This is a genomic window from Streptomyces sp. NPDC002853 (genome assembly GCF_053591915.1).
The window spans coordinates 347166-359878 of sequence record NZ_JBSFUS010000010.1; the positions used below are offsets into that span (position 1 = coordinate 347166).

Annotated in this window: 13 protein-coding genes; 8 read left to right on the forward strand and 5 right to left on the reverse strand. The window is 71.3% G+C overall.

Annotated elements, in window-relative coordinates; translation table 11 throughout:
• Nucleotides 1-98 precede the first annotated feature (98 nt).
• The 4 genes from ACWD02_RS28530 to ACWD02_RS28545 all read left to right on the forward strand — a co-directional run bounded on the left by ACWD02_RS28530 (nucleotide 99) and on the right by ACWD02_RS28545 (nucleotide 3692).
• Nucleotides 99-827 carry an ABC transporter permease gene (locus tag ACWD02_RS28530; protein ID WP_451215255.1) on the forward strand — a complete coding sequence of 243 codons (729 nt, stop codon included), beginning with the start codon at nucleotides 99-101 and terminating at the stop codon, nucleotides 825-827.
• Complete coding sequence (locus ACWD02_RS28535) at nucleotides 824-1504, forward strand: ABC transporter permease (protein WP_451215256.1); 681 nt, start codon at nucleotides 824-826, stop codon at nucleotides 1502-1504. The genes ACWD02_RS28530 and ACWD02_RS28535 overlap by 4 nt, the downstream gene beginning before the upstream one ends.
• Before the next feature lie 58 nt (nucleotides 1505-1562).
• Nucleotides 1563-2537 carry an ABC transporter substrate-binding protein gene (locus ACWD02_RS28540; RefSeq protein ID WP_451215257.1) on the forward strand — a complete coding sequence of 325 codons (975 nt, stop codon included), beginning with the start codon at nucleotides 1563-1565 and terminating at the stop codon, nucleotides 2535-2537.
• Between the two features lie 153 nt (nucleotides 2538-2690).
• Nucleotides 2691-3692: a hypothetical protein gene (locus ACWD02_RS28545; RefSeq protein WP_451215258.1), complete on the forward strand. Its 1002-nt coding sequence runs from the start codon at nucleotides 2691-2693 to the stop codon at nucleotides 3690-3692.
• Between the two features lie 82 nt (nucleotides 3693-3774).
• Here ACWD02_RS28545 and ACWD02_RS28550 read toward each other — a convergent pair whose 3' ends face one another.
• Both ACWD02_RS28550 and ACWD02_RS28555 read right to left on the reverse strand, forming a co-directional pair.
• Nucleotides 3775-5118 (reverse strand): PH domain-containing protein, encoded by a 1344-nt coding sequence (locus tag ACWD02_RS28550; protein WP_451215259.1) that lies wholly within the window; start codon nucleotides 5116-5118, stop codon nucleotides 3775-3777.
• A complete protein-coding gene (locus ACWD02_RS28555) occupies nucleotides 5115-5633 on the reverse strand; it encodes a PH domain-containing protein (protein WP_451215260.1) in 519 nt (172 codons plus the stop codon). The genes ACWD02_RS28550 and ACWD02_RS28555 overlap by 4 nt, the downstream gene beginning before the upstream one ends.
• Nucleotides 5634-5696: 63 nt before the next feature.
• On the opposite strand from ACWD02_RS28555, the gene ACWD02_RS28560 reads away from it, so the two are divergent.
• Nucleotides 5697-6848 (forward strand): NADH-quinone oxidoreductase subunit D, encoded by a 1152-nt coding sequence (locus ACWD02_RS28560; protein ID WP_451215261.1) that lies wholly within the window; start codon nucleotides 5697-5699, stop codon nucleotides 6846-6848.
• Here ACWD02_RS28560 and ACWD02_RS28565 read toward each other — a convergent pair.
• On the reverse strand, nucleotides 6813-7796 hold the full coding sequence (locus ACWD02_RS28565) for an SAM-dependent methyltransferase (RefSeq protein WP_451215357.1): 984 nt from the start codon (nucleotides 7794-7796) through the stop codon (nucleotides 6813-6815). The genes ACWD02_RS28560 and ACWD02_RS28565 overlap by 36 nt on opposite strands.
• A 162-nt stretch (nucleotides 7797-7958) precedes the next feature.
• Between ACWD02_RS28565 and ACWD02_RS28570 the strand changes: the two genes are divergently transcribed.
• Both ACWD02_RS28570 and ACWD02_RS28575 read left to right on the forward strand, forming a co-directional pair.
• Entirely contained in the window at nucleotides 7959-9161 is a 1203-nt protein-coding gene (locus ACWD02_RS28570) for a sensor histidine kinase (RefSeq protein WP_451215262.1), read from the forward strand.
• A 102-nt stretch (nucleotides 9162-9263) separates the two neighbouring features.
• Complete coding sequence (locus ACWD02_RS28575; protein WP_451215263.1) at nucleotides 9264-9938, forward strand: response regulator; 675 nt, start codon at nucleotides 9264-9266, stop codon at nucleotides 9936-9938.
• A 32-nt stretch (nucleotides 9939-9970) separates the two neighbouring features.
• Here ACWD02_RS28575 and ACWD02_RS28580 read toward each other — a convergent pair whose 3' ends face one another.
• Nucleotides 9971-11083: a DUF5937 family protein gene (locus ACWD02_RS28580; RefSeq protein ID WP_451215359.1), complete on the reverse strand. Its 1113-nt coding sequence runs from the start codon at nucleotides 11081-11083 to the stop codon at nucleotides 9971-9973.
• 222 nt (nucleotides 11084-11305) lie between these two features.
• On the opposite strand from ACWD02_RS28580, the gene ACWD02_RS28585 reads away from it, so the two are divergent.
• Nucleotides 11306-11533: a hypothetical protein gene (locus ACWD02_RS28585; RefSeq protein ID WP_451215264.1), complete on the forward strand. Its 228-nt coding sequence runs from the start codon at nucleotides 11306-11308 to the stop codon at nucleotides 11531-11533.
• On the opposite strand, the gene ACWD02_RS28590 is transcribed toward ACWD02_RS28585, so the two are convergent.
• Entirely contained in the window at nucleotides 11490-12653 is a 1164-nt protein-coding gene (locus tag ACWD02_RS28590; RefSeq protein ID WP_451215265.1) for a threonine aldolase family protein, read from the reverse strand. The two genes, ACWD02_RS28585 and ACWD02_RS28590, sit on opposite strands and share 44 nt — an antisense overlap.
• Between the last annotated feature and the right edge of the window lie 60 nt (nucleotides 12654-12713).

Sequence of the window (12713 nt, forward strand, 5' to 3'; positions counted from 1 at the left end):
ATGTTGCGCCAGTACGACGAGTCTCGGCGATTGTCGGTGCTGCGCGTTAGGGTCGCCAGACGGCCTCAGGAAACGGGACTCGGGGGGAGTGCGGCGGGATGAGCGAAGCGAACTGTCTGGTGACGAACGACTGGATCTGCGGGGAGTACGTCAGCTCCCGCAGCCAGGAGCTGATCGACGCCACCGTGCAGCACGTGGGCATCACCGCCGCCTCGGTCGCCATCGGTGTCGCCGTCTCGCTGCCGCTCGCGCTGCTCGCCCGGCGCTGGCGCTTCCTGGCGGGACCGATCCTCGGCGTGACGACCGTGCTCTACACCGTTCCGTCGCTCGCGATGTTCTCGCTCCTGCTGCCGTTCTTCGGTCTCTCGGCGTCGCTGGTCGTCACGGGCCTCGTGCTGTACTCCCTGACGATCCTGGTGCGGAACATCCTGGCGGGGCTCCAGGCCGTGCCGGACGAGGCCAGGGACGCGGCCAAGGGGATGGGTTACGGCCCGCTCAGGCTGCTGTGGGAGGTGGAGCTGCCGCTGGCCCTGCCCGCCCTGCTCGCCGGAGTCCGCATCACCACGGTCTCGACGGTGGCCCTGACGACAGTGGGCGCGATCGTCGACTACGGAGGCCTCGGATCGCTGATCCTCGACGGCCTCGACACGACCTTCAAGGCGCAGGTGCTCACCGCGTCCGCGCTCTGCGTGGTCCTCGCGGTCGTCGCCGACCTGCTCCTCCTCGCGCTGCAGCGGTGGCTGACGCCGTGGACCCGCGTCCATCGCATACGTACGAAGCGTCCCGCCCCGGCGGAACGCACGGCCAAGGTGGCTGAACCTGCATGAACGCGATAACCGGCGCGTACGACTGGCTGACCACGAGTGCCAACTGGCAGGGCGAGAAGGGGGTGTGGCACCGCCTGGCCGAGCACCTCTACTTCAGCGGTGTCTGCCTCGCCGTCGCGTGCCTGATCGCGCTGCCGATCGCCCTGTACCTCGGCCACATCGGCAAGGGCGGCGCCCTCGCGGTGAACATCTCGAACGTCGGCCGCGCGGTGCCGACGCTCGCGGTGCTCGTGCTGCTCACGCTCACCCCGCTCGGCGAGCACGGGGACATCCCGACGCTGATCGCGCTCGTGCTCTTCGCGGTGCCGCCGCTGCTCACCAACGCGTACATCGGGATGCGCGAGGTCGACCGGGCGGTGGTGGAGGCGGCCCGGGGGATGGGCATGAGCGGCCGCCAGTTGTTCGCGCGGGTCGAACTGCCCCTCGCGTACCCACTGATCATGACCGGCGTCCGGTCCGCGGGCGTACAGGTCGTCGCCACGGCGACGCTGGCCGCGATGGCGGGCGAGGGGGGCCTCGGCCGGATCATCACCGCCGGGTTCAACCTGCAGAACACGCCCCAGGTGGTGGCGGGCGCGCTCCTCGTGGCATTGCTCGCGCTCTTCGTGGAGTTGGTGCTCGTCGTCGTGGGGAAGGTGTTCAGCCCCATGCGGGGGCGCTCGGGGGTCGCGCGGTGATTCCCGAGATCCCCAAGTTTTCCAGTTTTCCCGGGTCTTTCGAAATGGTGGTTCACCCATGAACAGCACAACGCGTCGCGCACGACGGATGGCAGGGGCGGCCATGGCCGTCGTGGCGCTGACCGCGGGGCTCACCGCGTGCGGCGGTGACAGCCTGGAGAAGGACGGCAAGGGCGAGGGGGACAAGGCGGGCGGCAAGGGCAAGATCGTGGTCGGGTCCGCCCGTTTCACCGAGCAGAAGGTGCTCGCCGAGCTCTATGTGGGCGTCCTTGAGGACGCCGGATACGACGCCGAGGTCAAGACCGTCCAGAACCGCGAGGTGTACGAACCCGAGCTCAAGAAGGGCTCGATCGATGTCGCTCCCGAATACGCGGCGACGCTCGCGGAGTTCCTCAACCTCGGCAAGAACGGCCCGAAGGCGAAGCCGGTCGCCTCGAATGACGTGGACGACACGGTGACCGCTCTGAAGAAGCTCGCGGAACCGCAGGGCCTGAAGGTGCTGCCCGTCGGCGGGGCGGTCGACCAGAACGCCTTCGCGGTGAGCAAGGAATACGCGAAGGAGCACAAGCTCAAGACGCTTTCGGATCTCGGTAAGTCGGGCGAGAAGGTCAAGATCGCCGCGAGCGACGAATGCGAGTCGCGCCCGTTCTGCGCCCCGGGACTCAAGAAGACGTACGGCATCGATGTCGCGGGAATCGATCCCAAGGGCGTCGGCACCACGCAGTCCAAGCAGGCCGTGAAGAACGGCACGGACCAGGTGGTGCTCACCACGACCACTGACGCGACGCTCGACAGCTTCGGTCTTGTCGCCCTTGAGGACGACAAGAAGCTGCAGAACGCGGACAACATCCTTCCGGTTGTGAACGCGAAGGAAGCGGGCGACAAGGAGATAGCCGACGCGCTCGGGAAGCTGACCAAGACCCTGACGACGGAAGATCTCGCGGAACTCGACCGGAAGGTCGATGTGGAGCGGCAGAAGGAAGCCGATGTCGCCAGGGAGTATCTGGAGTCGAAGGGATTGATCAAGAAGTAGAGCGGGCCGGACGGGGCATCCTCGAAGTAGCACGGCCGAAAGTGGAGTTGAGTGGCCGAAGAGGACCGTGAAGGGTGGGGAGTTAGCGCTGTGACGCTCTCATTTTGGCGGGCGGGGCACCATAGTTCGCCTACGCGCGGTAAGTTTCTGGCCATGCCACGTGGACGTCACCGCCATTCCCCACCCCTGCACAGGCTGCTGCCTCCCTCGACGGTCGCAGGTCTCTCCCTTGTCTGCGCCGGCGGCGCCTGGCTGTTCGCGGAACCCGTCGTGCTCCGCGGCCTCGCCGCGGCCGCGGCCGCGGCCGCCGTCGTGGGCTCGGTCGTCATGCGGCGCTGGGACCTGGCGGCCGGCAAGCAGGTCGCCGAGCTGGGCCGGGCCCGCAAGAGCGACGAGTGGCGCTACGAGGAACGCATAGCCGAGTGCGAGTCCGACCTCGACGAGTCCCGCGAGATCCGGGGCCGTCTGGAGACGAAGCTGCGGTCCAAGCGGGCCGAGCTCGCGGCCCTGCGCAACGAACACGCGGCGCTCCTGCGGCGGTACGCGACGGCGGAGACCGAGCGCGCGAGCGCCCTCGAGGGGCGGCGACTGCTCGCCATCGAGGCGTCCACCCCGGCGCGGGCGTTGCCGCCGGCCCCCACGCGCGCGCAGTCCGCGGCCCGGGTCGAGGCGCCGGCTCCCGTCGTGCGCCCGGGGTCCATCGCGCCCCCTTCGCTGTACGACAGGGCGAACATGGCCCTCGACCGGCTGACTCCGAAGCCTTCCCCCGAGGACGATGCCTCCCGGCAGCGCGCGGACGGGGACGAAGCGCGGGGGAAGCCCGGGGCGGCCGAGGGGTACGGCGGGCATGAGCGCGCGGTCGCCGTCGCGCCGCCCGCGCAGAGGCGACGCCAGGGCGTCCAGGGCGGCTTCGACTTCTTCGGCACGAAGAGCGAGGCGACCGCCGGTGCGCTGGAGTCCGTGCAGAACGTGGACCTCGCGGACGTCGTGGGCGAGGAGGCACTCGCCGTGCACAAGGCGGAGTCCGAGGCGGAGTTCAAGAACGCGCCGCAGGACGCCGCCGCGCGGGGCGTGGGCCAGGTCATCGACCTGACGGCGCACGACGAGACCGAGCAGATCGACGTGGCGGAGCTGCGGACGGCGTTGCGGGCATAGGCGGCCCCCGGGCCTTGGTTGCCGTCATCACCGGCTCCGCCGGGCTCGTCCTCGAACGCCGGACGGGCTGAAATCCGGCCTGTCAGGCCATCCACCGATCCGGCCGCGCGGTCCGCCGTCCCGTACGCGACCTCTCCGCCTGCGCGGAAAGCAGCGCGACGGCCTCCTCCGTGGGCCGCAACCGCGCCGTCACCGTCTTGTCGGCGCCGGTGTCGACGTGCACGTCCGCCACCCCCTTGAAGCGCTCCCAGGGCCCCTGCGTGAGCCGCACGCTCTGCACCTTCGCGTGCGGGACCAGGGACAGGCGGCGGCGCAGCAGACCGTGCCGCGCCGCGAACACCGTGTCCGTCACCGTCAGGCCGTACCCCTTCCACCACACCGGAAGGCACCACGCGGCCCGCGCGGGAGGCAGGGCGAGCTCGGCGGCGTCCGGCACCCGCACCCCCGGCAGGATGCGCGCGATCACGGCCTCCGCGACCTCGCGCGGCGCGACCGGCACCAGGACGCCGTTGGACGACCCCGCGACATCCAGCTCCACCCGCACCCAGCCGCGCCGCCGCCACAGCCACGGCTCCACGACGCGCACCGTCTGCACGCGTCCCGGGGGCACCGTCTCGTGTGCCTTGTCGAGCAGTCCGTGGTCGATGCGCAGGCCGTCGGGGGATTCGCCCACCTTCCAGTCGTACTCCGCGATGTACCGGCCCACGCTGCCGGCGAACGCGCCGCCCAGCATGGGCAGTCCCGTTGCGAGCACCGTCCACAGGTTGTGGGTGGCGAACCACAGGAAGGGCGGCACGATGAGCGTGGCGACGAGCATGGCCCACGTCGTGCCGGTCAGGAGCAGGGCGATCGCGAGCATGCGCGGCGGTACGTGCACCAGGTTGTCGACCGGTGCCTCGCCGACCTCGTGGGCCGTCTCGGGTGCGAAACCGGCCGCGCGCGCGAGCAGTTCGGCCCGCAGGAACGAAGCCTCCTCCTGCCCCAGATAGGCCAGTTCGTCCTTCTTCTCCGTCCCGACGACGTCCAGCTTGAGCTTGGCGACGCCCGCGATCCGGGCGGCGAGCGGCTGCGTCACGTCCACCGCCTGGAGCCGGTCGAGCCGGATGTGTGCGGTGCGCCGGAAGATCAGGCCCGTGCGGATGCGCAGCTCGGTTTCGGTGACGGCGAAGTGCGTGAACCACCAGCTCATGAATCCGTAGAGGGCCCCGCCAAGGAGGACGGCGGCGACGCCGGCGAGCAGCCCGGTCACGGGGAGCTCGGAGACCCGCCGCTGCGTGCCGCCGGGGTCGTGCACCGCGAAGCCCACGAGAACCGCGACCGGTGCCCAGGCCCGGCGCAGGGGCGTGACGGGGTGCAGACGCCTCTCTCGTACGACTTCGACGCCGGCGGCGTGTTCCTCCCCCGCCACCTCCCGTACGCCGCTCACAGCCCCGCCGAGCGGGCCTCGCCCAGTTCGGTGAGCCGGTCGCGCAGCCGCTCCGCCTCCTCGGGGACGAGGCCGGGGATGCGGGCGTCCGTGGCGGCGGCCGCCGTGTGCAGCTGCACCCCGGCCAGGCCGAAGTAGCGCTCCACGGGCCCCGATGTCACCTCGACGAGCTGCATCCGGCCGTACGGGACGACGGTCTCCTCGCGCCAGAGCACGCCCCGGCTGATCAGGAGGTCGTCCACCCGCTCCGCGTACCGCCACGAGCGCCAGTTGCGCCCCAGCATCGGCCAGCCCCACGCGACGAACGCCAGGGGGATGGCCGCGAACGCCGCCCACGAGGGCCCGGCGAAGATCCACAGCAGCACCCCGACGCCCGCCGCGAGCGGCACCAGCCACACCACGAGGAGCAGTCGCCGCATCCGCAGCACCCCCCGCGGCAGCCCGGTCCACACCGGCTCCGCGTCTGACTCTCCCGGCCGTGCCGGGCGTGCCGGTCCCGCCGTCCCCGTTTCCATGCCTCAAGCGTACGTAGCCGACGTGACAGTCGCGTATGTGCGCGCATACGAGAGAATGCGCGCATGAGCCCCACGACGGAGACCACGCTCGGCATCGGCGGCGCCGCGGAGAGCACCGACATGGTGCTCAACATCGGCCCGCAGCACCCGTCCACGCACGGCGTGCTGCGGCTGCGCCTCGTACTCGACGGCGAGCGGATCCAGCACGCCGAGCCGGTCATCGGCTACATGCACCGCGGTGCGGAGAAGCTCTTCGAGGCGCGTGACTACCGGCAGATCGTGGTGCTCGCCAACCGGCACGACTGGCTGTCCGCGTTCTCGAACGAACTCGGGGTCGTCCTTGCCGTGGAGCGGATGCTCGGCATGGAGGTGCCCGAGCGCGCCGTCTGGATGCGCACGCTCCTCGCCGAGCTGAACCGCGTGCTGAACCATCTGATGTTCCTCGGGTCCTATCCCCTCGAACTGGGCGGAATCACCCCGGTGTTCCACGCTTTCCGGGAGCGCGAGGAGCTCCAGAACGTGATGGAGGAGATCTCCGGCGGCCGCATGCACTACATGTTCAACCGCGTGGGCGGCCTCAAGGAGGACCTGCCCGCCGGATGGGCTGCACGCGCGCGTGCCGCTGTCGCCTCGGTCCGCTCCCGCATGGACGTGTACGACAAGCTGGTGCTCGGCAACGAGATCTTCCGGGGGCGTACGCGCGGCGTCGGCGTGCTGTCCCCCCAGGCGGTGCACGCCTACGGAGTGAGCGGTCCCATCGCCCGCGCCTCCGGGGTCGACTTCGACCTGCGCCGCGACGAGCCCTACCTCGCGTACGGGGAGCTCCAGGACACCCTGAAGGTCGTCACACGGCAGGAGGGCGACTGCCTGGCCCGCTTCGAGGTGCTCCTCGAGCAGACCCACAACGCCCTCGACCTCGCCGACGCCTGCCTGGAGCGGCTCGCCGAGCTGCCGCAGGGGCCGGTCAACCAGCGCCTCCCGAAGGTGCTCAAGGCCCCCGAGGGCCACACGTACGCGTGGACCGAGAACCCCCTGGGCATCAACGGCTACTACCTGGTGTCCAAGGGCGAGAAGACCCCGTACCGCCTGAAGCTCCGCTCGGCGTCGTACAACAACATCCAGGCCCTCGCCGAGCTGCTTCCGGGGCAGCTGGTCGCCGACATGGTGGCGATCCTGGGGTCACTGTTCTTCGTGGTCGGCGACATCGACAAGTAGCGGCCCGCCGGGCGCGTCATCGATCCCCACCGGCTGGAGCAGCCACCCGAAGTCGCCGAGACCGCCGTCGGCGGTCAGTTCGGCCGCCTCTCCCGCTCTCGTGAGGGCGTGTACGTACGCCACCGGATCGCTGGAGGCGAGGGAGAGCGGCGGGCGGCCACCGCTCACGCCGAGCGCCCGCAGAGCCGCCCGCTGGGTGAGCAGGCGGGCGCCGGGCAGCGCGCACGCGTCGAGTGCCACATGGGCGGTGATGTCGCAGGTGCCGTCGGGCACGGGCGCCGTCTCGCGGCCCGCCCGGAAGCCGGTCAGCGTCCCGAAGGGCGGCCGTGCGGAGCGGTCGTGCGCGTAGTCCACGGCGACCGCGAGGCCGCGCGTCAGTGTCGCCGCGGCCCTCGCCCACGCCTCGTCCCGTGGCCGGCCGGTCTCCGCGCGCAGGCCGGGCTCCGGGGCGAGCGGCCACCAGCGCGCGAGCCAGGAGGCGTCCGCACCCTGCACCACGTCGCCGAGGACCTCGCTGCCGTCGTCGCCGACGAGCACCTGACGCGCCAGGCCCTCGGAATCCACCTCGACTACGTCCAGGGGGACGTTGTCGAGCCATTCGTTGGCGAAGAGCAGGCCGGTCACGCCGGTGGGCGGCAGGTCGCGCCACTCGACCCGGGGATCGAGCCCCGCCGGGCGACCGGCCCGCTCGACCGCGCAGGCACGCACGCGTGGCGCCACGTCGGCGGGCAGCGCGTCGAGGACGCCCGCGGTCAACTCACCGCGCCCCGCGCCAAGATCGACGAAGGCCAACTCGTCCGGGTGGTCGAGCGCCTCGTCCACCCGGCACAGCAGCCGGGCCACCGCGCCCGCGAAATGGGCCGAGGCGTGCACCGACGTCCGGAAGTGTCCCGCGGGTCCCTCGGGGCGCAGATAGAAGCCGCCGGGCCCGTACAGAGCGGCCTCCATGGCCTCCCGCCAGCCGCGCCGCGCGTCTTTCCGCTCACCTCGGACCTCGTTCGTCACGCGAGAAGGCTAAGCGGGCCTCCACCTTGGGGAGTACACGCGAGCGGTACGGATCGGACCTCCGGTTGACCCCGGAGGGCCGTCCCGCTGCCTACGCTGGGTTACGTGCAGCGCGTCTATGACTTCCTCCGCAGACACCCGACCGGGGTCGATGGCTTCTGGGCCCTCGTCCTGCTCGGGGTCTCCGGCATCGGTCTTGTCTCCATGGCCGAGGCGGAAGGCCATGACCCGAAGGTCGCGGCCGCCGTCATCGTCCTCGGAATGTCCGTCGTGGTGGCGCTGCGCCGCAAGTACGTCGAGAAGATGCTCATCCTCGCCGTCGTGCTCGGCGTCGCCCAGCTGATCTTCGACGTGAAGACGATGCCGGCCGACTTCGCGATGCTGGTGATCATCTACACCGCGTCGGCCGACGGCACGAAGTGGGCCTCGCGGTTCGCCCTCATAGGCGGCCTGTGCGCGGCTCCGCTGTCGTCGCTGCGCTGGCCGGAGGAGAGCATAAGCACCTTCGGCAGCATCTTCTTCGCGATCTTCCAGATGGTGCCCTTCGCCCTGGCCTGGGTGCTCGGCGACTCCATCCGCACCCGCCGCGCCTACTTCGCCCAGCTGGAGGAGCGCGCCGACCGCCTGGAGAAGGAGCGGGCGGCGCAGTCCAAGGTCGCGGTGGCGGCCGAGCGGGCCCGGATCGCGCGCGAGCTGCACGACGTCGTGGCGCACAACGTCTCGGTGATGGTCGTCCAGGCCGACGGCGCTGCGTACGTACTCGACGCCGCCCCCGAGCAGGCCAAGCAGGCCCTGGAGACCATCTCGGGCACCGGGCGCCAGGCACTCGCCGAGATGCGCAGGCTGCTGGGCGTGCTGCGCACCGGCGAGCACCAGGAGGGCGGTGAGTACGTCCCGCAGCCCGACGTCGAGCAGCTCGACGAGCTCATCGAGCAGGTGCGCACGGCAGGCCTCCCCGTCGACTTCAAGGTCGAGGGAACCCCTCGCCCGCTGCCGAGCGGCGTCGAGCTCACGGCGTACCGCATCGTGCAGGAGGCGCTCACCAACACCCGCAAGCACGGCGGCGAGAACACCGGCGCGAGCGTGCGCCTCGTCTACTTCGACGACGGCCTGGGGCTCCTTGTCGAGGACGACGGCAAGGGCGCGCCCCACGAGCTGTACGAGGACGGCGGCGCGGACGGCAGCGGGCACGGCCTGATCGGCATGCGGGAGCGCGTCGGCATGGTCGGCGGCACGCTGGACGCGGGGCCGCGGCCGGGCGGCGGCTTCCGCATCAGTGCGCTTCTCCCGCTCAAGCCCGCAAATTGACACCTGTCACCGAAACGTCCACGCCATACGCTCTTGACCACGTACGCCACATCCGTTCGCTCACGAAGCAGTTTCACGAGCACATTCACGAAGGGGCCTTTGATGTCGATCCGCGTCATGCTCGTCGACGACCAGGCGCTGCTGCGCACGGGGTTCCGGATGGTGCTCGCCGCACAGCCGGACATGGAGGTCGTCGCGGAGGCGGGTGACGGGGTCGAGGCGCTCCAGGCGCTGCGCACGACCGAGGTCGACGTGGTGCTGATGGACGTACGCATGCCGAAGCTGGACGGCGTGGAGACGACCCGGCGGATCTGCCAGGACACGAACCCGCCGAAGGTGCTGATCCTGACGACCTTCGACCTCGACGAGTACGCCTTCTCGGGGCTGAAGGCGGGCGCCTCCGGCTTCATGCTGAAGGACGTGCCTCCGGGTGAGCTGCTCGCCGCGATCCGCTCCGTGCACAGCGGCGACGCGGTGGTCGCGCCGTCCACGACACGGCGCCTTCTGGACCGCTTCGCGCCGATGCTGCCGAACGCGGGCGGGCAGCCCCAGCACAAGGAGCTCGAGCGGCTCACCGACCGCGAGCGCGAGGTCATGATCCTGGTCGCCCAGGGGCTCTCGAACGGGGAGATCGCGGCGCGGCTCGTCCTGTCGGAGGCCACGGTGAAGACCCATGTGGGCCGCATCCTGACCAAGCTCGGCCTGCGGGACCGGGTGCAGGTGGTGGTTCTCGCGTACGAGACGGGTCTGGTGCGGGCGGGCGGCGGGGCGGCCTGACGGCTGCCCACGGGGACGCGGCTTCGCGCGGGTCAGCGCAGGATGCCCTCCAGGAAGTCGCTGCCCAGGCGGGCCACCACGGAGACGTCCAGTTGATGCATCACGTACCGGCCGCGCCGGGCCGTGGTCACCAGGCCCGCCTTCTTGAGGAGGGTGAGGTGCCGGGAGACCTCGGGGGCCGTCAGGCCGGTCGCGTGGGCCAGCTCGCCGGTGGTGAAGGGCGCGCGGGCCATGTCGCGGCACAACCGCAGGCGTACGGGGTGCGCGAGGGCCGTGAGCCGCTTCTCCAGGGTCTCCACCGAGGTGGGCTTGGCCAGGTCGGGCGCGGACACGGGGTAGTGGATCACCGGGCGCCAGCCGGGCGCGTGCAGGACCATCAGGTGCGGCCAGGAGAAGTGCGACGGCACGAACGTGAGGCCCGCGCCCAGGGAGTGGTCCAGGGCGGTCGTGCGGCCCGGCACGAGCTTGTCCGCGGTGATGCGACGGCTGTCGGCGTCCACGGAGAGGGCCGCCGAGACTGAGGACAGCACCTCGGCCAGGCCCTTGTGGCGGAGTATCTCGGTCTTGTGCCGGGCGTCGGCGGCCAGTTGGACGCGCACCCGCCGCCAGGTGTCCGCGAAGAACGCCTCGTCGCAGTCCTCCAGGAGGCGGCGCAGCCACTCCCGGACGGTGTGCGGATCGCTCAGCAGGCGTCGTGCGAAGTCCAGTTGGCGCGTTCCGCGGGTGGCGGCGAGCTCCAGGGCGCGCGCACCGCGGACCGGGTCGGTGAGCGGCGAGGGGCCGCCTTCGTTGTACGTCGTGCCGCAGGTGAACTCCAGGGCCGCCATGACGAATCGCTCGTCGTCCAGGCGGTCGAGGAGGTCCAGTTCGTCGGTGAGCGTGGCGCCCGGCCTGCCGTCGCCTTCGACGAGCCCGGCGAACGGCATGAAGACGTCCGAGAACGTGTTCCGCCACAGGAAGTCGGCCTCGCACAGCCGGTCGGCGAGGTCCGGCTTGAGGCAGGCGGTGGTCGCCGTGGCCCAGCCGTGCAGCCCCGGATGATGGCCGGGCTCGGCCAGCGCGTGCAGGGCGACGCCCAGCTCCGCCAGGGGCGAAGGGTCGAAGAAGATCCGCTCCGGCGGCAGGCCCGCGATCTCGATGTGCACGCTCATGGACCCATCGTGCACCGCGCCACCGACATCCCGGCCGCCGATTGACGCCCGGTGTCAATCGGCGCGACGACGGCGGGACGGCGGGAGCAGTCTGTGGTGACAGGGCCGGACGACGACTCCACCGGACCCCGGTCTCCACCTCCTTGTGCCGACTCTGCTTCCCGTCGACCCAAGGGTGCCCGATAAGTAACAATTGTCCTGAGAGGCGAACCCGTCATGAGCATCACCCAGCAGTACCTGCTCGACAGCTACCGCGCCGCCCAGCACGACGAGCGCACCCCGCCCGCCCCCGGCCGGCATGACTGGCAGGTCGTCCGCGAGGTACGCGACTACGGCCGCTTCCGTGCCGTCGTCGAGGAACGCCCCGCCCACGGAAGGATCCGGGCCGCCCTGTCACGGCTCATCCGGGGATCCGTCGCACGAACTCCGCGACCGCATCATTGACGTCGTCGGACGACCACTCCAGGCCCGCCTCGGTCACGGTGACCTCCGTGACCGAGAGGCCGGGCGGCCCGTCCGGGAACCAGCGGCCGAACAGCTGGGTCTTGGTCTCCTCGGCCTGACCGAGCGCCGCCTCGGTGAGTGCCTCGGCGTCGTACGGCAGCCAGACCTGGAACTGGTGCGTGTGCGGCTGCCCGGGGTGCACGCGCGACCAGGGCACCCCGGCCGCCGCGAACCCTTCCCGCAGCGCGTCGGCGACCACGCGCGCGTGGGCGACGTAATCCGGCAGCCGGGGGAGGGTGTTCCGCAGGCCGAGCAGAGCGGCGACGGCGGCCGGGAACTGCTGGAAGACCTGGCCCCCGTAGCGGTGACGCCAGGTGCGTGCCTCGTCGACCAGGGTGCGCGGGCCCGCGAGCACCGCGCCGCTCAGGCCGTCCAGGGACTTATAGAACGACACGTACACGGTGTCCGCGAGGCCGGCGATCTCCGCGGGGGAGCGGTCGAAGTGCGGCGTGCACTCCCACAGGCGCGCACCGTCGAAGTGCACGACGGCGTCCCGTTCCCTGGCCGCCTCCACGACCTCTTCGAGCTCCTCCCAGGACGGCAGGACGAAACCGGCGTCCCGGAGCGGCAGTTCGAGCATCAGCGTCCCGAAGGGCTCCTCGAAGTCCCGCACCTCGTCGGCCGTGGGCAGCCGCGGCTCCCTCGTCGGATGCACCGTGCGCAGCCCGCTCACCGCGCTGAGGGCGCCCCCTTCGTGCACCTCGGGGTGGGCCCTCGGGTGCAGGGCGACCGCCGCGTTTCCGGTGCGGCCGGCCCAGCAGCGCAGGGCGACCTGCTGGGCCATCGTGCCGGTCGGGAAGAAGGCTGCCGACTCCTTGCCGAGCAGCCGTGCGACCTCGTCCTCCAGGCGCGCGACGACCGCGTTGCCGTAGATGTCGACGGGCTCGTCCGGGTCCACGACCTCCGAAGCCGCGTCCGCGAGCGCGGAGAGCCGCGTCGCGAGCGGGAGGTGCGCGGACCAGCGGTGCAGGGTGCGGGTGGCGCCGAGTGCGGCGGACCGGCGGCGGGCGGCGAGCAGGTCCTGCTCGCTCACCTCGGATTCTCCGTCGTGTGCAGTCATCCCCCGAGCATGGCGTGCCGGCGGCCACCGGTCATACGAATACCCACAGCCTGTGGACAG